This is a genomic window from Agrobacterium tumefaciens, assembly GCA_025560025.1.
Lineage (GTDB): Bacteria > Pseudomonadota > Alphaproteobacteria > Rhizobiales > Rhizobiaceae > Agrobacterium.
Map to the genome: position 1 here is coordinate 365,729 of CP048485.1, position 18,696 is coordinate 384,424.

General features: G+C 60.2%; 17 protein-coding genes. 11 read left to right on the forward strand and 6 right to left on the reverse strand.

The annotated features are described in order from the left end of the window. The 6 genes from FY152_01760 to FY152_01785 all read left to right on the forward strand — a co-directional run bounded on the left by FY152_01760 (position 1) and on the right by FY152_01785 (position 5,972). Complete coding sequence (locus tag FY152_01760; protein ID UXS30876.1) at positions 1–1,347, forward strand: TldD/PmbA family protein; 1,347 nt, start codon at positions 1–3, stop codon at positions 1,345–1,347. Between the two features lie 93 nt (positions 1,348–1,440). Then, complete coding sequence (locus FY152_01765) at positions 1,441–2,247, forward strand: 3'(2'),5'-bisphosphate nucleotidase CysQ (GenBank protein ID UXS30877.1); 807 nt, start codon at positions 1,441–1,443, stop codon at positions 2,245–2,247. Between the two features lie 61 nt (positions 2,248–2,308). Continuing rightward, positions 2,309–2,548 carry a DUF4170 domain-containing protein gene (locus tag FY152_01770; protein ID UXS30878.1) on the forward strand — a complete coding sequence of 80 codons (240 nt, stop codon included), beginning with the start codon at positions 2,309–2,311 and terminating at the stop codon, positions 2,546–2,548. Positions 2,549–2,763: 215 nt separating this feature from the next. Then, positions 2,764–4,086 carry a 3-deoxy-D-manno-octulosonic acid transferase gene (locus FY152_01775; protein ID UXS30879.1) on the forward strand — a complete coding sequence of 441 codons (1,323 nt, stop codon included), beginning with the start codon at positions 2,764–2,766 and terminating at the stop codon, positions 4,084–4,086. Continuing rightward, the gene (locus FY152_01780) at positions 4,080–4,817 is read left to right on the forward strand and encodes an HAD family hydrolase (protein UXS30880.1); all 738 of its coding nucleotides are present in this window, start codon (positions 4,080–4,082) and stop codon (positions 4,815–4,817) included. The genes FY152_01775 and FY152_01780 overlap by 7 nt, the downstream gene beginning before the upstream one ends. Before the next feature lie 108 nt (positions 4,818–4,925). Then, positions 4,926–5,972 carry a tetraacyldisaccharide 4'-kinase gene (locus FY152_01785; protein UXS30881.1) on the forward strand — a complete coding sequence of 349 codons (1,047 nt, stop codon included), beginning with the start codon at positions 4,926–4,928 and terminating at the stop codon, positions 5,970–5,972. 193 nt (positions 5,973–6,165) lie between these two features. Here FY152_01785 and FY152_01790 read toward each other — a convergent pair whose 3' ends face one another. Next, entirely contained in the window at positions 6,166–6,387 is a 222-nt protein-coding gene (locus FY152_01790) for a DUF2093 domain-containing protein (protein UXS30882.1), read from the reverse strand. A gap of 151 nt (positions 6,388–6,538) precedes the next feature. After that, positions 6,539–8,359 carry a DNA mismatch repair endonuclease MutL gene (mutL, locus tag FY152_01795; protein UXS33180.1) on the reverse strand — a complete coding sequence of 607 codons (1,821 nt, stop codon included), beginning with the start codon at positions 8,357–8,359 and terminating at the stop codon, positions 6,539–6,541. Positions 8,360–8,767: 408 nt separating this feature from the next. On the opposite strand from mutL, the gene FY152_01800 reads away from it, so the two are divergent. Both FY152_01800 and FY152_01805 read left to right on the forward strand, forming a co-directional pair. Further along, the gene (locus FY152_01800; GenBank protein ID UXS33181.1) at positions 8,768–10,387 is read left to right on the forward strand and encodes a response regulator; all 1,620 of its coding nucleotides are present in this window, start codon (positions 8,768–8,770) and stop codon (positions 10,385–10,387) included. A gap of 176 nt (positions 10,388–10,563) precedes the next feature. After that, positions 10,564–11,916: an EAL domain-containing protein gene (locus tag FY152_01805; protein ID UXS30883.1), complete on the forward strand. Its 1,353-nt coding sequence runs from the start codon at positions 10,564–10,566 to the stop codon at positions 11,914–11,916. A gap of 185 nt (positions 11,917–12,101) precedes the next feature. On the opposite strand, the gene FY152_01810 is transcribed toward FY152_01805, so the two are convergent. From FY152_01810 to FY152_01825, 4 genes are all read right to left on the reverse strand, one after another. Continuing rightward, entirely contained in the window at positions 12,102–12,989 is an 888-nt protein-coding gene (locus tag FY152_01810; protein ID UXS30884.1) for an SMP-30/gluconolactonase/LRE family protein, read from the reverse strand. A gap of 4 nt (positions 12,990–12,993) precedes the next feature. Continuing rightward, complete coding sequence (locus FY152_01815) at positions 12,994–13,623, reverse strand: 2-dehydro-3-deoxy-6-phosphogalactonate aldolase (GenBank protein ID UXS30885.1); 630 nt, start codon at positions 13,621–13,623, stop codon at positions 12,994–12,996. Between the two features lie 78 nt (positions 13,624–13,701). Next, positions 13,702–14,616, reverse strand: coding sequence for a 2-dehydro-3-deoxygalactonokinase (locus FY152_01820; protein UXS30886.1), 915 nt, complete (start codon positions 14,614–14,616; stop codon positions 13,702–13,704). Further along, positions 14,616–15,398, reverse strand: a complete 783-nt coding sequence (locus FY152_01825) for an SDR family oxidoreductase (GenBank protein ID UXS30887.1) — start codon at positions 15,396–15,398, stop codon at positions 14,616–14,618. Before FY152_01825 ends, FY152_01820 begins: the two co-directional genes overlap by 1 nt. A gap of 71 nt (positions 15,399–15,469) precedes the next feature. Between FY152_01825 and FY152_01830 the strand changes: the two genes are divergently transcribed. The 3 genes from FY152_01830 (at position 15,470) to FY152_01840 (ending at position 18,581) form a co-directional block, all read left to right on the forward strand. Next, positions 15,470–16,354, forward strand: a complete 885-nt coding sequence (locus FY152_01830; GenBank protein ID UXS30888.1) for an IclR family transcriptional regulator — start codon at positions 15,470–15,472, stop codon at positions 16,352–16,354. A gap of 184 nt (positions 16,355–16,538) precedes the next feature. Beyond that, positions 16,539–17,279 (forward strand): LuxR family transcriptional regulator, encoded by a 741-nt coding sequence (locus tag FY152_01835; protein ID UXS30889.1) that lies wholly within the window; start codon positions 16,539–16,541, stop codon positions 17,277–17,279. A gap of 78 nt (positions 17,280–17,357) precedes the next feature. Next, on the forward strand, positions 17,358–18,581 hold the full coding sequence (locus FY152_01840) for an ABC transporter substrate-binding protein (GenBank protein ID UXS30890.1): 1,224 nt from the start codon (positions 17,358–17,360) through the stop codon (positions 18,579–18,581). Positions 18,582–18,696: the final 115 nt, after the last annotated feature.

Sequence of the window (18,696 nt, forward strand, 5' to 3'; positions counted from 1 at the left end):
ATGTCCTCAGAAATAGATTCTTCCAAACTTCTCGATCGCGCCAGCCAGCTTGTCGATCTTGCCCGTGCCGCCGGTGCGGATGAGGCGGATGCCGTTGTCGTTCGCTCCCGCTCGCAATCGGTCGGCGTGCGGCTCGGCAAGGTGGAAAGCACCGAATCCTCCGAAAGCGACGATTTTTCCCTGCGCGTCTTCGTTGGCCGCCGGGTGGCGAGCGTTTCCGCCAATCCGGGCTTCGACCTGAAGACCTTGGCGGAACGGGCGGTGGCCATGGCGAAGGTTTCGCCGGAAGACCCCTTTGCCTGCCTTGCGGACAAGGAACGGTTGGCCACTTCCTATGACGATCTCGAGCTTTTCGATGCGACGGAAGTGTCGGCCGATCAGCTGCGCGAGACAGCCCTTGCCTCGGAAGAGGCAGCACTTGCGATCAAGGGCGTCAGCAATTCCTCGGGCGCCGGCGCATCGAGCGGCATGGGCGGCCTCGTCCTTGCCACATCCCACGGTTTTTCCGGCAGCTATATGGGCAGCCGCTTCAGCCGTTCCGTCAGCGTCATTGCCGGCGAAGGCACGAAGATGGAGCGTGACTACGATTTCGACAGCCGTCTTTATTATGCCGATCTCGATGCCGCTGAAGAAATCGGCCGCCGCGCCGGTGAAAAAGTCGTGCGGCGCGTCGGTCCGCGCCAGGTCGATACCGGTAGCAATATCACTGTGGTTTTCGATCCGCGCATCGCCCGCGGCTTTGTCGGTGCGATTGCCGGCGCTATCAACGGCGCGTCGGTTGCTCGCAAGACCAGCTTCCTGCGCGATAAAATGGGTCAGCAGGTTCTGAAAAAGGGCCTTTATCTCACCGACGATCCGCAGATTGTGCGCGGCCCATCCTCGCGTCCCTTCGATGGCGAGGGCGTGCGCGGCGAGAAGATGACGATGATCGAGGACGGTGTGCTGAAGCACTGGTTCCTGTCCACCTCGGCGGCGCGGGAACTTGGCCTTGAAACCAACGGTCGCGGCGTGCGCGGCGGCACGGCGGTTTCGCCGGCCTCCACCAATCTGGCGCTGGAGCCGGGCGATCTCTCGCCGGAGGATCTGCTGAGACAGGTCGGAACCGGCTTTTACGTCACCGAGCTGATCGGCCACGGTGCCAATATGATTACGGGTGAATATAGCTGCGGCGCCAGCGGTTTCTGGATCGAGAACGGCGAAAAGACCTTCGCCGTTTCCGAGGTCACCATCGCCTCGAACCTGAAGGACATGTTCATGCGGGTCACGCCGGCTAACGATATCGACCGCAAATACGGCGTCGCGGCCCCGACGCTTGCCATTGAAGGCATGACGATCGCGGGCAAGTGAGACGGCCTGCGGGTTGTTTTCGCCGGCACTTTGTGTGCAAGTGCGAAGAGAAAAACAGGCGCGCCGTGTGAGGCGCGCGGAAAAGACGGCAAAATGAACGATATGGCTGAGGCCCGCTGGGCCTCCGATCTGAGGCTGGTCCTCGAAGCCGCCCGCAAGGCGGGCGAGACGGCCCTCGGTTTCTTCCGCAAGGATCCCGAGGTCTGGTGGAAGAATGGCGGGCTTTCGCCGGTCAGCGCGGCCGACTACGCCGCCAATGAAATCCTCGAAACCATCTTGCGCTCCGCCCGGCCGGATTATGGCTGGCTTTCCGAAGAGACGGATGACGATACGGACCGCCTTTCCCGCTCCACCGTCTTCGTGGTCGATCCTATCGACGGCACCCGCGCCTTCATCGGCGGCCGGGACACCTGGTGCGTCAGCGTCGCGGTGGTGCATGAAGGGCGGCCGGTGGTTGCGGTCCTCGTCGCACCCGCGCTTGCCGAGGAATTCACGGCACTGGACGGTGGTGAGGCGCTGAAGAATGGCGAGCCCATTTCTGCCGCGCTTAAGAATGTCGGCATCTTCCATCTGGCTGCACCGGAAGACGTGGTCACGCATCTGCCGGAAGAGGTACGGCGCAGCGTCAAGCGCATTCCGCACGTACCCTCGCTTGCCTATCGGCTGGCCATGGTGGCCGATGGCCGTATCGACGGAACGCTGGTCAAGGCCAACTCGCACGAGTGGGATCTCGCCGCCGCCGACCTGATCCTCGAAAGGGCCGGCGGCCGTCTGGTGGGTCTCGATGGAAAACCTCTGATGTATAATCGCCGGCAGGTGAACCACCCCGCATTGTGCGCCGCAGCAGATTATGCGCTGCCCACGCTTTTGAAAGCGTTTTCGCATCTGTCCGACAGTTGACGTTTGCCGGGAAATCCCGCAGATGAAGGCCTCTCTCAGAGTTTAAGAAAGAGATAAAGACATGACGGAAGCCGGCAAACAGAAACAGCTGCTGCACCTTGTATTCGGTGGCGAACTGGAAAACCTTCAGGATGTTCAGTTCCGGGATTTGAATGCGCTCGATATCGTCGGCATCTATCCGGATTACGCTTCCGCGCTCACCGCATGGAAATCCAAGGCGCAGATGACTGTTGATAACGCCCATATGCGTTATTTTATCGTGCATATGCACCGTCTTCTCAATCCGGACGATAAAATTTGAGTCCTTTTGCCCTTGCGTTGTAATACTATTGGGTGAAGGCGAGTTTTCCGGTGATTCCTGCTGAAAATGTGCAGGCCGGGATTTTGATTGCGAGAAAATGTGATCGCGCTTTCGTTTCCGATGACAAAAAATGACGCAATTTGAGAAGAAGTAGGCGGCGATAACAACAAGAACAGGGGAAGGGCATTGCGCGGAATGATCAAGGGCAGAATGTCATGAGCAGCCGTATCGCACGTTTCGCTCTTTCCGGTTACCGGATTGCCGGTATCGCCGCCTATCCCTTTGCCCGTCCCTATCTTTCCTGGCGGGCGGCAAAGGGCAAGGAAGACAAGCGCCGTCGGCTCGAGCGTTTCGGCTATGCCAGCGCCGAGCGCCCGCGCGGGCCGTTGGTCTGGTTCCATGCCGCAAGCGTCGGCGAAACGCTGGCTCTCATTCCGCTGATCCGCGAAATACGCAAGCGCGACATTTTCGTGCTTTTGACCACCGGAACGGTCACCTCCGCAGAACTGACCCGCACCCGGCTTGGCGACGATGTGATCCATCAATATGTGCCGCTCGACATCAAGATAGCGGTCAACCGTTTCCTCGCCTATTGGGCGCCGGATGCCGCCATCACCGCTGAATCGGAAATCTGGCCGGTGACGATGATGGAGCTGGAACGCCGGCACATCCCGCAGATCCGGGTCAATGCGCGCCTCTCCGACCGGTCCTTCGACCGCTGGAAAAACCGGCACGACATTGCGGAATCGCTGTTTTCCAAGCTGGCGCTGGTGGTTGCGCAATCGGATCTCGATGCCGAACGCTTCCGCGATCTCGGCTCCTGGCCAGTGGTGATATCAGGCAACCTCAAGGGCGACACCGATCCGCCACCCTGTGACGAGGCTCTTCTTGAGGCCTATCGCAAGCAGGTCGGCAATCGCAAGACCTGGGCGGCGATCTCCACCTTCGATGGTGAGGAAAAGGCTGCCGCCACCGTGCATGCGGCGATCAAGTCGCGCAACGGCCAACTGACCATCATCGTGCCGCGCCATCCCGAGCGCGGCGACGATGTGGAAGCCATGCTGAAGGGCATGGGGCTGACCGTCGCGCGCCGTAGCAGGAATGACGTGATCACGCCGGAAACCGATATTTTCCTCGGCGATTCCATCGGCGAAATGGGGCTTTATCTGCGTTTGACCGAGCTTGCCTTTGTCGGCCGCTCGCTGACGGCGGAAGGCGGGCAGAACCCGCTGGAACCGGCGATGCTGGGATGCGCCGTATTGTCCGGCGCGCATGTGCAGAATTTCCGCGAGGCCTATCAGAAGCTGATCCGCGCTGGCGGCGGTCGTATCATCCGCGATGTGGAGATGCTGGCCAAGGCGGTGCATTATCTGCTGGTCAACGACAATGAGCGTTACAAGATGATCGATGCTGGCAACCGGGTCATCCAGGATATGCGCGGCGCGCTTTCTCTGACCGTCAAGGCGCTGGAACCCTATATCAACCCGCTTACCGTTTCCGCCAAGCTGCAACCGCGGAGCGCCATCGGTTCATGGTAGCGGATATCGAACTCAACACGGCGCAGTCTATCGTCGCGGTCCTTTTCGACAAGGACGGTACGCTTCTCGGCTATGACGCCAGCTGGGGTCCGGTGAACCGCGAGCTTGCGGCGATTGCCGCCAAGGGCGATGCCGTTCTCGCCGACCGGCTTCTTTCCGCCTGCGGCATGGACCCGGTCACCGGCCATGTCGTGCCGGACAGCCTTCTGGCCGCTGGCAACACGGCGGAAATCGCCGCCGGTCTGGTTGCCGCCGGCTCGCCCTGCAATGTCGAGGAACTGACGGCTCGCCTCGACCGGCTGTTTACCGAGGCGGCGGATAAATCCGTGCCGGTGACCGATCTCAAGGCGTTTTTCGCAAGGCTGAAGGCACGCGGCTACAAGCTCGGCATCGCTTCCAGCGACAATGAAAATTCCATCCGCCAGACGGCCATCCGTTTCGGTTTTGAAAACGATGTGGATTTTGTCGCGGGATATGACAGCGGTTATGGCACCAAGCCGCAACCCGGCATGGTTCTCGGTTTCTGCGAGGCGATAGGCTTCCCGCCCGAGCGTGTGGCCGTGGTCGGCGACAATAATCACGATCTGCATATGGCGAAAAACGCCGGAGCGGGATTGCGCATTGCCGTTCTGACGGGCACCGGCTCGCGCGAGAGCCTCGGCGCTGACGCCGATTATTGTTTCGACGACATTACCGCGCTTGAAGCGCTGTTGCCGGAACAGGCTCTCTGAACCGTTTGTCCCGTTTTTGCAATTTACGGTTTTTTCTGGCAAACAACCCCTATGATATTCGACATCCGAACGGAATGCCGTGGGCGACGCGGCCGGGAGCGGGAATAGATGGTTTCTGAAGCGCCGCCATTCTGGTGGCAGAAAGCGGGCTGGCAGGCGTGGCTCCTGTCACCTTTTTCGCTTCTCTACGGCAAGATCGCCGGCCGGCGGATGCGAACGGCGAAGAGGGCAAGCGTTTCCGTTCCGGTTATATGCATCGGCAATTTCACCGTGGGCGGCGCCGGAAAGACACCGACGGCCATGGCAATTGCCAGAGCCGCCGCCGCGAAAGGCCTGAAGCCCGGTTTTCTCAGCCGCGGTTATGGCGGCACGCTTGACGTCACCACGCTTGTCGATCCCGGACAGCACCGCTCTGCCGACGTCGGCGATGAACCTCTGCTTCTGGCGCGAGAGGCGGTCACGGTCATTTCCCGCAAGCGGGTGGAAGGCGCACACCGGCTGGTGAAGGAAGGCGTCGATCTCATCATCATGGATGACGGCTTTCAGAGCGCGCGCCTGACGCTGGATTACGCGCTTGTCGTCATCGATACGCTGCGCGGCATCGGCAATGGCCATCTCGTCCCGGGCGGGCCGGTGAGAGCACCGCTCGCCGAGCAGATGCGGCAGATGACCGGTCTTTTGAAGGTCGGCAACGGCCATGCGGCCGATCCGCTGGTCAGGCAGGCGGCGAAAGCCGCCAAACCCGTCTTCGTTGCGGCGATCACGCCGCAGGAGCCGCAGGACTTCAGGGGAAGCCGCGTTCTGGCCTATGCGGGTATTGCCGACCCGGCCAAGTTTTATCGAACCGTCGAAGCGCTCGGCGGTGACATCGTGCTGCAACGCTCCTTCCCGGATCACCATCATTTCAGCGACGACGAGATCGCCGATCTTCTTGCGGATGCGGCCAGACAGAATCTGCAGCTGGTGACGACGGCCAAGGACGCCGTGCGGCTTAACGGACATCACGGCCGGGCCGAAGAATTGCTGTGGAACAGTCTGGTGATCGAAATCGACATGGTGTTTGACGACCCCAATGCGGCCGCGACCATCATCGATACGGCGGTGGCGAACTGCCGTGCGCGTTTGCTGCGGGACAATGCGCGGACGTCGCTTTAGAGTACTGAAGAAGAAAAACCGCCGTGCACCTACGTCGCCTCATTCCTGTGCTTGTCACAGGAATCCAGTCGACGCGCGTCCATACTGCGGGAAGAGCCCTCTCAGCCCAAGGACTTGGGCTGGCTGGATCCCTGTGACAAGCACAGGGATGAGGGGAGGCACACGCGCTATACTCAACGCGCCGCTTGCCAACTCACGCCGGCAGATTACCAGCCTTCTGTTCAGCTTCCAGCGAAGCCGCCGCATCCACATAGGCTTCCTGCCGCGCCACGCTCCAGTAGCGCAGCTCATCGAGCGGAATGCTTTTGCCGGTGATGGCGCAGACGACATGCGAGCCGGTCTGCACGATCCGGAAATCACCGTCGAGATATTCGATGACGGCGAGGCGGTTGCCGCCTCCCTCAAATCTGTTCATCCGTTTTCGTCTCCTGCTCTGTCCTGTCAGGGCACCCAGTCCGAAACGGCGTAGCGTTTTCCTGAACAATGCGGATGCTCCAGTTCCCTAAATTTATATCGCCAGGCGCGGGCCAAGGCCAGCCCTACCGGCCTGCCGCCGGGACGAGGCGTCAGCTACGGCCGAAGAGCCGTTCTATATCGGAAAGTTTCAGTTCGATATAGGTCGGGCGACCGTGGTTGCACTGGCCGGAGCCCGGCGTGTTTTCCATCTGCCGCAGAAGCGCATTCATCTCCTCCGGCCGCATGCGCCGGCCGGAGCGCACGGAACCGTGGCAGGCCATGGTGGCGGCAACATATTCCAGCTTGTTGGCAAGCGTGGAGGCAGCGTCCCATTCGGCAATTTCGTCGGCAAGCTGGCGCACCAGCCCCTGTACATTAACTTCGCCCAGCATGGCGGGCGTTTCCCGCACGGCGACCGCGCCCGGCCCGAAACGCTCGATGACGAGGCCCAGCGCATCGAAACCGGCGGCATGATCCATCAGCCGGTCGCAATCCTCTTCCGGCAGGTCGATGATCTCAGGAATAAGCAGCACCTGCGACGGCGGACGCCGGGAATGCAGCGCATTGCGCATTTCCTCGAATACCAGCCGCTCATGCGCGGCATGCTGATCGACGATGACGAGGCCGTTTTCCGTCTGCGCGATGATGTAGTTCTCATGCAGCTGCGCCCGTGCCGCACCCAGCGGATAAAGCACCGGTTCTGGCGAGGGGCTTGCGGCTGTGTCGTAAGTCTCCCGCGGCTCGGCCCGCGCCGTCGGCATGGTGATGTCGGAAAAGCGCGACTGCACTGCCTCCGAAAATTGCGTTCCGCTGGAAACAGCAAGCGGCCGGGAAGGAGAAGTCGCGGCGGACCATGTCGCGGACGGAGAAGGCCGGAGATTGGACGGGCTGTAACCCGGACGGAAGGCGCTCATCATCTGGCTCGCACCCGTCGTCGCCGCCCTGTCGCCGTCGCGCGTCAGCGCCTGCCGGATCGCGCCGACGATCAGCCCGCGAATGAGGCCCGGATCGCGAAAACGCACGTCGGATTTTGCCGGATGCACATTCACATCCACAAAGGCGGGGTCGAGCGTGATGGACAGCACCGCGACCGGATATCGCCCATGCGGCACGGTTTCGGCATAGGCGCCGCGAATGGCGGATAAAAGCAGCTTGTCCTGCACCGGGCGGCCATTGACGAAGACATATTGATGCGCCGAGTTGCCGCGATTGAAGGTCGGCACACCGGCAAAACCGGTCAGCGTCACATCCTCGCGCCCGGCATCGATCTCGATGGCATTATCCTTGAACTCGGCACCGAGGATTTGCGCCATGCGGGCGAGATGATCGTCACCGGTCGAGGGAATTTCGAGCGTGGAACGATCGGTGCCCGATAGCACGAAGCGAATATGCGGAAAGGCGATCGCCATGCGCTTGACGACCTCGGTGATGGCGGCCGCCTCGGCGCGTTCCGTCTTCAGGAACTTCAGCCGCGCAGGCGTGGCGAAGAACAGGTCGCGCACCTCGACGATGGTGCCGGCATTCGAGGCGGCGGGCCGCACGTCCGAAACCTTGCCGCCGGTAACGGAAATCACCGAACCCTGTTCCGCGCCCTGTTGGCGGCTGGTAATCGTCAGCTTGGCGACCGAGCCGATGGAGGGCAGCGCCTCGCCGCGAAACCCGAGCGTGCGGATATCGTCCAGCGTATCGGAAATTTTCGAGGTGCAGTGACGCCGGACCGCAAGTTCCAGATCGGTGGGCGACATGCCGGAGCCATTGTCGGTGATCCGCACCAGCCCCTTGCCGCCGCCCGCTGTGGCGATCTCGATCCGCGTCGCGCCGGCGTCGATGGCGTTTTCCACCAGTTCCTTCGTGGCGCTGGAGGGTCTTTCGATGACCTCGCCGGCGGCGATCTGGTTGATGAGGGTTTCTGAAAGCTGCTTGATGGCCATGATCGTCATTTTCGCGGATTCGCTGCGGCTTCGAAAGCAAAAAACCGGCGTCGCGGACATTTGCACATGTTTTGCGGTCTTTCGGGCATTTGATCATTTCGCTCAACATGGCGTTAAGCGTTAATCCGCCTTTAATCGACCCTGGTTATGGTGTGGCGGCTTGAAATGATCGCAGGAACGAGGCCCCCCTGGCCGGGTGGTGTGTGACGTCGACTATGGGTGAACGTCATCTTCTCCTCAAGACTGCTTCAAGTGGCGAACCCTGATGTCTCTTTTTCGGAATTTATCGTTTCATCCCGGCATCCGCTTTGGACGATTCCAATAGAAACATAAGCCTGACCCTTTAAAACAGGCGGGAGTTTGCAGTTGAGTGATTTGGCGTCCTCTGGCGCGGGCGTTCATACGGTGATGCTTGATGCCCTTTGCGACGCGCTTGGCGCGGCGATAGTCGTTTACGACCGTAACGATCACATTATTTTCGCAAGCCGGAAACTTTTGAGTTTTTTCCCGCTCCAGGAGGGCGTTGTCGGACCGGGCGCGCGGCTGCGCGACTATCTGAGCGCGCTCTACGATTGTTATCTTCTGGAGGCGGAAAGCCTGGCCGCCAACGCCCGCCAGCTCGGGCGGGAGGAATGGATCGGCGAGCGGCTGGCGCTGCACTGGAAAGAGCGCTCGGAAAAGACCGAGCGGCTGAAGGGGGAACGCTTCCTGCGTTTCGTCATGAACCGCCTGCCTTCCGGTCTCGGCATCAGTGTTGTTGCCGATATTTCCGAACAGAAGAAAAGAGAAGAACAGTGGCGCATCGACCTCGAACGCGTCCAGCTGATCGAGGATATTCTCGATAATCTGCCATTTCCGGTCTTCGTCAAGGATCGGAACATGGCCTATGCGGCAATCAACAAATCCGCCTGCGCCATGGTCGAGACCAGTGCCGAAGCTATTCTCGGCCGAACCGTTTTCGATCTCCATTCGCGTGAGGTTGCGGGGCGGATCGATATCGCCGATCGCATGGTGCTGGACAGCGGCACACCGAGCGTCATTCCCGAAAGGGTGAGACGCCTGAATGGCGAAGAAGTCCTGACGATTACCCGCAAGCAGCGTGTGGGCAGGCCCGGCCGATATTTTCTGGTGACGACGATGGAGGATGTCACCGCGCTCGCCACCATCGACGCAAACGGCATGCCCGTCATTCCGTCGCTCGAGCACGTTGCCTTCGTTTCCTCCACCTATGGCAAAGAGGATGAGCGCGATGCCAGAAGCGGCCTGCTGAAGAGCAAGGCGGTGCTGGTCGTATCTGAAAACGGGCGTTTCGGCGAAGCCGCCGGTCGCCTGCTGGCCGCGGGCGGCATGGATTTCGCCGTCGTGACGGGCGAAGAAGAACAGCGCAGTTTCATCGATGTCGCCGCCTCGGTCGGCGTCACCATCGATGTTGTCGTGGTGGACGCGCAGATGAGCGTCGCCTGTCTCGATATCGCCGAAGCCCACGGACTGCCCGTCGTCACCATCGAGGAAGACGAGATAGGCGCGTCGCTGCTGCATTATCTTGCCGTTGGCCTCAGTTCTTCTCCCAGGGAAAAATCCTCTGAGGAGGACTGGGAGATCATGACCGAAGACCTGCCCAAAATGCTCAAGACCGGCGGCGTCTGCGAGATACTTCTCGTTGAGGACAACAGGGTCAACCAGATCGTCTTTTCGCAGATACTCGAGGGCCTTGGACTATCCTACCGGCTCGCCACCTCCGGCGAAGAAGCCTTGCGTCTTTTTGCCGAACAGGCGCCATCCGCCGTTCTGCTCGATACGACGCTTGCCGATATCGACGGTTTTGAGGTTGCCCGCCGCATGCGCGGCCTTGCCGGCGACAATCGCATTCCCATTGTCGGCGTCATAACGCACGCTTTCGAAGGCGATCTCGACAAGTGCCTGGCTTCGGGCATGGAAGACATGCTGCTGAAACCCGTCAGTCCCGATATGGTCGAGGCCGCTTTCCTGCGCCTTTTCAGCAAGGATGACCTGCGGCTTCAAGCCTGAAATTCCGCCGCCACGGCGAGAGACAGGCGGAAATTGACCGCTCTCAGGCTCATTTTGATCGAAGCTTTGGGCTCCCGGAAAACGCTGCCCGCATTTTTCGGTTCGCGGCTCTATGGCTTTTTTAATACTTGCCCTGCATTGTGAGCGCAATCACACAGGATTCACGAGATGCAGGAATGAAACGGCCAGAGCCGCAAGCGTTGCAGGTCAGCCAGAACGAGCTGCAAGCGATGGCTTACAGCGATCCTTTGACGGGGCTCGGCAACCGCTACCGTCTGCGAGACAAGATTCGCATGCTTGCGAGCGAACGCTCCAGCGATCCCGCACCCTTCACGGTCGGCATCGCGAATATAGACGGCTTCAAACCCATCAACGATCTTTTCGGCGTGCAGGCGGGCGACGAGATTCTGTGCCAGGTGGCGCATCGCCTGAAGGCCTGCATTCCCGATGGCGCGGTCGTGACGCGCCATGACGGCGATGAATTCGCTTTCGTGCTGCCGCTGGTCTTCGAGCGCACCGGCGCCGAGCGTGTCGGCAACATGATCAAGGACGTGCTGTCCGCTCCTTACGATCTCGGCGATCGCAACGTCCGGCTTTCCTCTTCCTTCGGTTTTGCCATCTACCCTTTTGCCGGCGATGATTTCGAGGATCTGTTGAAAAGCGCCGAGACGGCGCTTTACCGGTCCAAACGGCGCGGCCGCGGCCAGATAACGGTCTATTCGCGCGAGATAGCGCAGGAGATGAAGCGCGCCACCCAGTTGGAACAGGCTCTGCGAAACGCCATCATCACCGACGCGATCGATGTGCATTTCCAGCCCATCGTCAGGCTGGAAGAGGCGAAAGTCATCGGTTTCGAGGCGCTTGCCCGCTGGAACGACCCTGATCTCGGCTTCGTATCGCCCGCCGTTTTTGTGCCGCTGGCTGAAGAAAGAGGTTTTATCGACGCCCTTTCGGAAGCCCTGCTCAGGAAGGCGGCGGAAGCAGCCCTGTTCTGGCCGCGCGAGCTTTTCCTGTCCTTCAACCTGTCCTCCGCGCAGTTGATGGATCCTGGCACGGCGGACAATATTCTCTCTATCCTGTCGCGTGTCGGTCTCGACCCACATCGGCTGGAGCTTGAAATCACCGAAACGGCTGTCATGACCTCCGCCGATACCGCGCAGCGCATCATCAGCGAATTGCAGAGTGCGGGTGTTCGCATCTCCCTCGACGATTTCGGCACCGGCCAGTCGAGCCTCGGCCGCCTGCGCGACTTCACCTTCGACAAGGTCAAGATCGACCGCGCCTTCGTTTCCCGCATCAGCAGCGATCGCCCTTCGGAACACATCATCAAGGCCATCGTCGCCATGTGCGAAGGTCTCGATCTCGAAGTGGTGGCCGAGGGTATAGAGGAGCGTGCGGAAGAGGAAAAGCTGCGCGCGCTCGGCTGCGCCATGGGCCAGGGCTATTTTTACGGCCGCCCCGCCGATGCCGCCGCCACCCAGCGTTACCTGCACGAGAATTATCGCGAGATTCTCTCGGATATTTCCTGAGAAACGAAATGGCCGTTAAGAGGCGGCGGTGGTGCTTCCCCACAGCCCTCATTCTTGTGCTTGTCACAGGAATCCAGCCGACACGCGTCTGCGTGGCGAGGAGAGTCTTTCCAGCCCAAGGACTTGGGCTGGCTAGATTCCTGTGACAAGCACAGGAATGACGTGAGGGCGGTTCTTGCCGCGCATCACAACCGGTAGAGCGGCTCAAACCGGCCCTTGACGTCAATCCCGAGCTCGAATGTCTTTCCATGCTGCGGATTGGCGGCGATGGCGTCGTCGCCGAGATTTTCGCGGGCGGAAGTCACAAGGATACGCGACGCATCGGGCCCGATGAAGGCCGGGCAGGTGGTCTGCCCCGCCGGTACCAGATAGCGTTCGATATGATTGCCGTTGGCATCGTAACGATCAACCGCACCCATGCCCCAGCGGGCGTTCCAGATATGCCCATCCGCATCGCAGACCGAGCCGTCTATGCCGCCGTCGATACCGGCGGAATCGACCAGCACTTCGGCCTTGCCCGAGGGAAGACCCGTCTCGGCATCCAGAGGCACCCGCATCAGCTTGTTGACCTTGGTGTCGACGTAATATCCGGTCGCGCCATCGGGGGAAAAGCAGATCGAATTCGGAATGCTGATCTCGGCAAACAGCGTCGTCACCGTGCCTTTGGCAACGTGGTAGATGCTGCCGGCACCGGTTTCCGCTTTCCTGCCCATTGTGCCGATCCAGAGCGCGCCGGAGGGATGCATGCGCCCGTCATTGGACCGATTGCCGGGCAGGTCATTTTCCAGTTCCGCATGCAGTGTCAGAACGCCTGTCGCCGTGTCGCGCAGGAAAAGGCCGTCATCGGAGGCGATCAATTGTTTGCTGTCGCTGATCTTGGCCAGCGCACTGCCCATGAAGGGCAGGGCGTGCACGGTTTTGCGGCCGGAAGCGAGATGCAGTTCATGCAGCTCCCGCTCGACAATATTGAACCACCAGGCGGTGCCGGTCGCGGCGTCAAAGGTCGGGCCTTCGCCAAGCGTCATCGGCGTATCATCAAGAACATGTCCGACAAAGGGGAAAACGGTTGCCAAGCTCTTATCCTCCGATTGCGGCGTCATAGGCAGAAAGCGTGACGGTGGCACGTTCCCGAACCTCCGCCGCCGTCATGCCGGGCTTGTAGAGACTGGTTCCAAGCCCGAAAGCAAGGATGCCGGCCTTGGTATATTCGCTGAAATTCTTGTCCGACACGCCACCGACGGCGGCAATGACCAGATCCTTCGGCAGGATTGTCCTGATCGCATTGATGCCGGCGGGGCCGATGATGCTGGCGGGGAAGAATTTCAGCCCCGTCGCCCCGGCCTTTGCCGCAACCAGCGCCTCGGTGGGCGTCAGAACGCCCGGCATCGTCACCATGCCCTTGACGCGCGCGGCGACAATTACGTCCGCATCGGCATTGGGGCTGACCATCAGCTTGCCGCCGGCCGCATCAAGCGATTCCACGTCTTCCACACTCAGCACGGTGCCTGCGCCGATCAGGCAATCGGCGGGCGCCATCTTCGCGGCGATCTCGATCGAGCGGAACGGATCTGGCGAGTTGAGCGGGATTTCGATGGCGCGGAAGCCGGTCTCGATCAGCGCGCCGACGACGCCTTCGGTTTCCTCGGGTTTCAGACCGCGCAGAATGGCGATCAGCGGATATTTTATGGAAGGGAAGGGGATACGCATGGTGTTTCTTTCGTCCTGAAGCGGAATGGCGACAAGTGCGAGCGGTTTTCGCGAGAAATTCCGCTCACACTATATGATTTAGGGCCAGATGGCATTTGCAGCGGCCAGCAATCCGCGCCGCACGGCCTCGTCTGCATCGATGACCGTATATTGAATGTCCAGGGCCGCGAATGCACCCTCGTAAAGCGCGCCAAGTGCGCCGGAGCCGATCAGCACCACCGGCGTATCCCGGCTTGCGGTGGAATGCGCGCCGGCAATTTCCAGCCCGATCATGATGCCGGAAAGCTTGGCCTTGGCATCGGTTGCGCCAAGACCATGCAGCAATTGCCCGGAGCGCAGGGTGAACAGGCGGTTGGTCGCCAGCTGCGGATTGGCGTAGATGTCGCGCACGGCCGCCTTGAAGGTCTCGTGTTCGCCATTAAAGGCTTCGGCCTCGGCCACCGCATGGGAAAGGATTGTCTGCTTGGAGATGACCTCGAAGAGTTCGCCGGTCATGAACGTGGCAAAGCCGGTAACGTCGCCGCCCTTGACCGTCACCCATTTGGAATGCGTGCCGGGCATGCAGACCAGCTTTTCGCCGGCGTCAGCGGAAGCAAGTGCGCCGAGCAGCTGTGTTTCCTCGCCGCGCATCACATCAGGCGCGTTTTTATCCCGCTGCGCCAGCCCCGGCAGAATACGAACATCCCGCGCCTGACCCGGCACGCGGACCGCCCCTTCGAGAACTGCAGAAAGCGATGCCGGCACGTCGATATAGCCAGCCTCTACCCAGCCCTGCCTCGCACCCGCCATGCCGCAGACGAGAACCGGCAGGTTTTCCGGTGCGCCGATGGCGTCGAGATGCGATTGCAGCACATCGGCAAAGCCGGTGCGCATGGCTGTCGTCATGCCTTCCGCACTTCTGCGCTCATTCAGCACCGCGCCCGACCGGCTGAGCAGCCACAGCCGGAAACTGGTCGTGCCCCAGTCGACGGCGATAAAAGCGGGTTCAGACATTATAACAGGCCTCCGTCTACGATTATGGATTGCGCCGTGATGGCGCTCGATGCCGATGATGCGAGAAACAGGCACGGCCCCGTCAGATCGGCGGCAATGAGCGTGCGCTTGAGACATTGCCGTGCCGTGGTTGCGGCAATCCCGTCATCCGTCAGCCACAGTTCCTTCTGCCGCTCCGTCACTATCATCCCCGGCAGCAGCGTGTTGACGCGGATGTTTTCCGGCCCCAGCCTGCCGGCAAGGCTTTTCGTCAGGCCGATGATGCCGGCCTTGGCCGCCGCATAGGAGGGAAGATCGCCCATGTTCAGCAGGAACGAGATCGAGGAGAAATTGACGATGGACGCGTCTTTTGCCTGCCGCAGATGCGGCAATGCCGCCTGGACCGTGAAGAACATCTGCTTGAGATTAACCGCCTGATTGGCGTCCCAATAGGCTTCCGTCACGGTGTCGATGTCATGGCGGTCGTCCCATGCGGCATTGTTCACCAGCACCTTGATGCCGCCGGTGGCGGACGCCGCCGCCTCCACCGTCCGCCCGATCGCAGGAATGTCGCTGAGGTCGGTCTTGAAAAAATGGACCGGGTGAGGCGCCGTTGCCGACAGCCGCTGGACAAGCGCGAGGCTGGGCTCTTCCGCGATGTCGATGAAGGCGACCTTCGCCCCCTGCATGGCAAAGGCCTCCACCAGCGATGCGCCGATGCCGGAGCCGCCGCCCGTGACAAGCACGCCGGCGTCCTTGAGGTCAGGGAAATGGGCTTGCATCATCGGCATCGTCTCGTCCATTGAGGGCTTGATTGTTCCATTATATGGAACTAGATTTTACTAAATGGAATTATTCTCTTGGCGTCACGCTTATGTCAAGACAGATGACGATGGATGTTGCCATGCCCGATCTTAAAAAGCCCAATCCTAGAAAGCCTGATGATCAAAAGCATGAGGCCGTTCCGGGTCGGGCGCAAAAAACGGAAACCGTGACCGGCACGCTCGGAAAGGCGGTTTCGCTTCTGGAACTCATCGCCTTCGCCGAAAAACCGATGCGCTTTACCGATGTGGTCGAGGCTTGCGGCCAGCCGCGCGGCACCGTTCACCGTCAGCTCGCCCATTTGATTGCCGAAGGCCTGATTGACCATGCCGCTGACCAGACCTATGCCGTGGGTCTGAGGCTGCTGCAATTGGCGGCGAAAGCCTGGAGCGGCAATGACCTGCGCAGCGTTGCCGCCCCGCATCTGGTGGCGTTGCAGGATGCGACGCAGGAATCCGTGCATCTCGCCGTCTTGAACGGCGGCCAGGTCACCTATCTCGACAAGATGGAAGGTAAGCAAAGTCTGCGCATGCATTCGCAGGTCGGCAAGACGTCGCCAGCCTATTGCACTGGCGTCGGCAAGGCAGCGCTTTCCCTGCTCTCCGCCGCCGATCTGGTGGAACTCGCCGCGGGGCTGGACTTCCATCGCTTCACGCAAAACACGCTGATAACTTCCGAGGCGTTGATCGAGGATGTCTCGGCTATTCGCAAAAACGGCTATGGCTTCGACTTGCAGGAGCATGAGGTCGGAATTCATTGTGTTGCCGCGCCTGTGCGCGCACCCGGGCGCAATTTTTACGCGGCGATTTCCGTCACCGGTCCCGCCTATCGCGTTGATCTGAAACAGCTTCGCAAATGGGGGCCGCTGGTGCGTGAAACGGCTGATAAAATCGCGGCGGAACTTGCCTGCAGATTATCCCCGGTTGCGGATGGTTGAAGAAAACCTGCGTCCGAAACGCTGGCAGAGGGCGGGTTTGCGACGGTTGAATCTTATTTTCGATTATTCTGAATTAAGTTTTCAACTTTTGTTTGCATGAATCATTTTGGTGAGTAACATCCGCAATTCCGGGCAAAGGGGGTTCTTTGCGGCGGCATTTTCTCATTCTCGAAGAACAGCTTTCATGCAGAAAACAGAGACGGCCGCCGTTCAGTCGATTGGTGTTGATTGCGTTCGCGAGATCGCCGATCTGAACACCCAATTCGACATATTCCGGTTCTTGAAGCGGCTGACGGAAGCTTGGGAATTCAAGGCCTTCATGGTTCTTGACCTGTCGTCCGAAATGGCGAGCGAGCTGTCGCAATATACCATCATTACAAGCTGGCCGGCCGAGCTTTTGCAGCGTTACGATGAAGAGGGCATGTTGCAGAGCAGCCGGGTCATGGCGCAGTTGAAGAAATCGACCGCGCCCTTTTCCGTGTCCATGGATTTTTTGGTCAAAGGCGAAGAGCATCTCGCGAAAAAGCCCGTTATCGGTCTCTTCGAAAGATTTGAAATGGTCAATTCGGTGTGGTTTCCCGTTCACGACATCACCACGACACGGGGTGCGGTGTCCTTCTCCGGAAACAAGACGGTTCTGCCGGTCAGCCGGCTGGCGGAACTTTTCTACATTTCCAGCCATGTCTTTGCCCGGCTATCTGAAATCCGCCGTCTTGACCTGCGCGTTCCCGAAACATTGAGCGAGCGCGAGATCGACTGTCTGAACTGGACGGCCGCCGGCAAGACAAGCGCCGAAATCGCTGAAATCATGATGTTGTCGGAACATACCATCAATCATTACCTGAACCGTGCGACGAAAAAACTCGACACGGTCAACCGCACCCAGGCCGTTGCCAAGGCCCTGCGGGTTGGCTTGATTAAATAGCGAAATCACAACTTTATCATTGTGATAAACGGGTTCCTGGGCGATCCTTCTTTCGAATCACCGGAAAGGAGAAATCGTTTGCCGGAGCGGCATAAGGTAAAAGCGGGATTTTCTCCGACTGTCGACTGCGCCGTGCTGGTAGCCGCTGCCGAAAAAGGTTTCGCTGCCGATGAAGGCATAGAACTGCAACTCGTTCGAAAGCAATCCGCGCGCTCCGTGCTTGCCGCGCTTGACGGAGATGAGGTTCAGGTCGCCCATCTGCCCGCTCCGGTTCCGGTCGGTTCCGCGGTTGGTCTCGATGATCTGCCGGGCAATATTATCGGTGTTTTCACGCTCTCCCTTGGCGGATCGGCAACGACTGTTTCGCACGAATTTTATGATGAGCTTTACCGTGAAGGTCTGAAGCTGCCGGATCCGGCCGCTTTCGGGCGAGCTATGGCCCGTGTCTGCGCCGCGCGCCGGGCCTCCGGTGGGAACCCGCCTGTATTCGCGGTCGAAGACATCATCTCGACGCCGTTTTATACCCTGCGATATCTGCTCGGAAGCTGCGGCGTGCTGCTCGGCCGGGATATGGAAATCGTCGAAGCTTTGCCCAAGGCAATGCCTGGGCTCCTGGAAAGCGGCAAGGTTGACGCGCTCTGTACGGCCGAACCGGCGGGCAGCGCCCTGGTGCTGGGTGGTGCCGGGCGGATCGTGACGACCGGAGCGCTGATCTGGCACAATGCCCCGGAGAAAATTCTCGCCACGAGACGGCCCTGGGCGGAGGCGAACGCCACCCCGCTGGAAGGGCTGCTGCGGGCGCTTTACCGTGCCGGTGAGTGGTGCGCCAATCCCGCCAACATCGAGGAACTCACCGGTATTCTCGCCGCTCCCCATTATATTGGCGCAAACGGTGAATTCCTGCTTCCGGCGCTGACGGGGTATATTTCCACTTCGCTGCGGGACATGCAGCGTTATCCGGAATTTTTCGTGACGAATGCCAAGGCTGCCAATTTTCCCTGGCAAAGCCAGGCGCTGTGGTTCTTCAGCCAGATGTTGCGCTGGGGCGAGGTTCCCGCCGATCGCCGCTTCGATGCGGCCGTGGTGGAGGCCGCGCGCAATGCCTACAGGCCGGATATTTTCCGCAAGGCCATGAAACCGCTTTTCGTGCCGGTGCCGGGCGCGAACCTCAAGCTGGAGGGGACGTTGCGGGAGCCGGTCCATGTCGGCGCGTCGCGCACGGGCCTCGTGCTCGGCCCCGACTGTTTTTTCGATGGCCGCGTTTTCGACCCGGAAACGCTCGATATGGACGACGAAATCTGAAACCGGGACGTTAAATCGTCGCGATTGGCCGCCTGATGTTCTTTAGCATTGGCGAAGCGCTCCGCCTTGTCTATGGATGGCGCGGAATTGAGCCCATATCCGGTAGGATGATGTA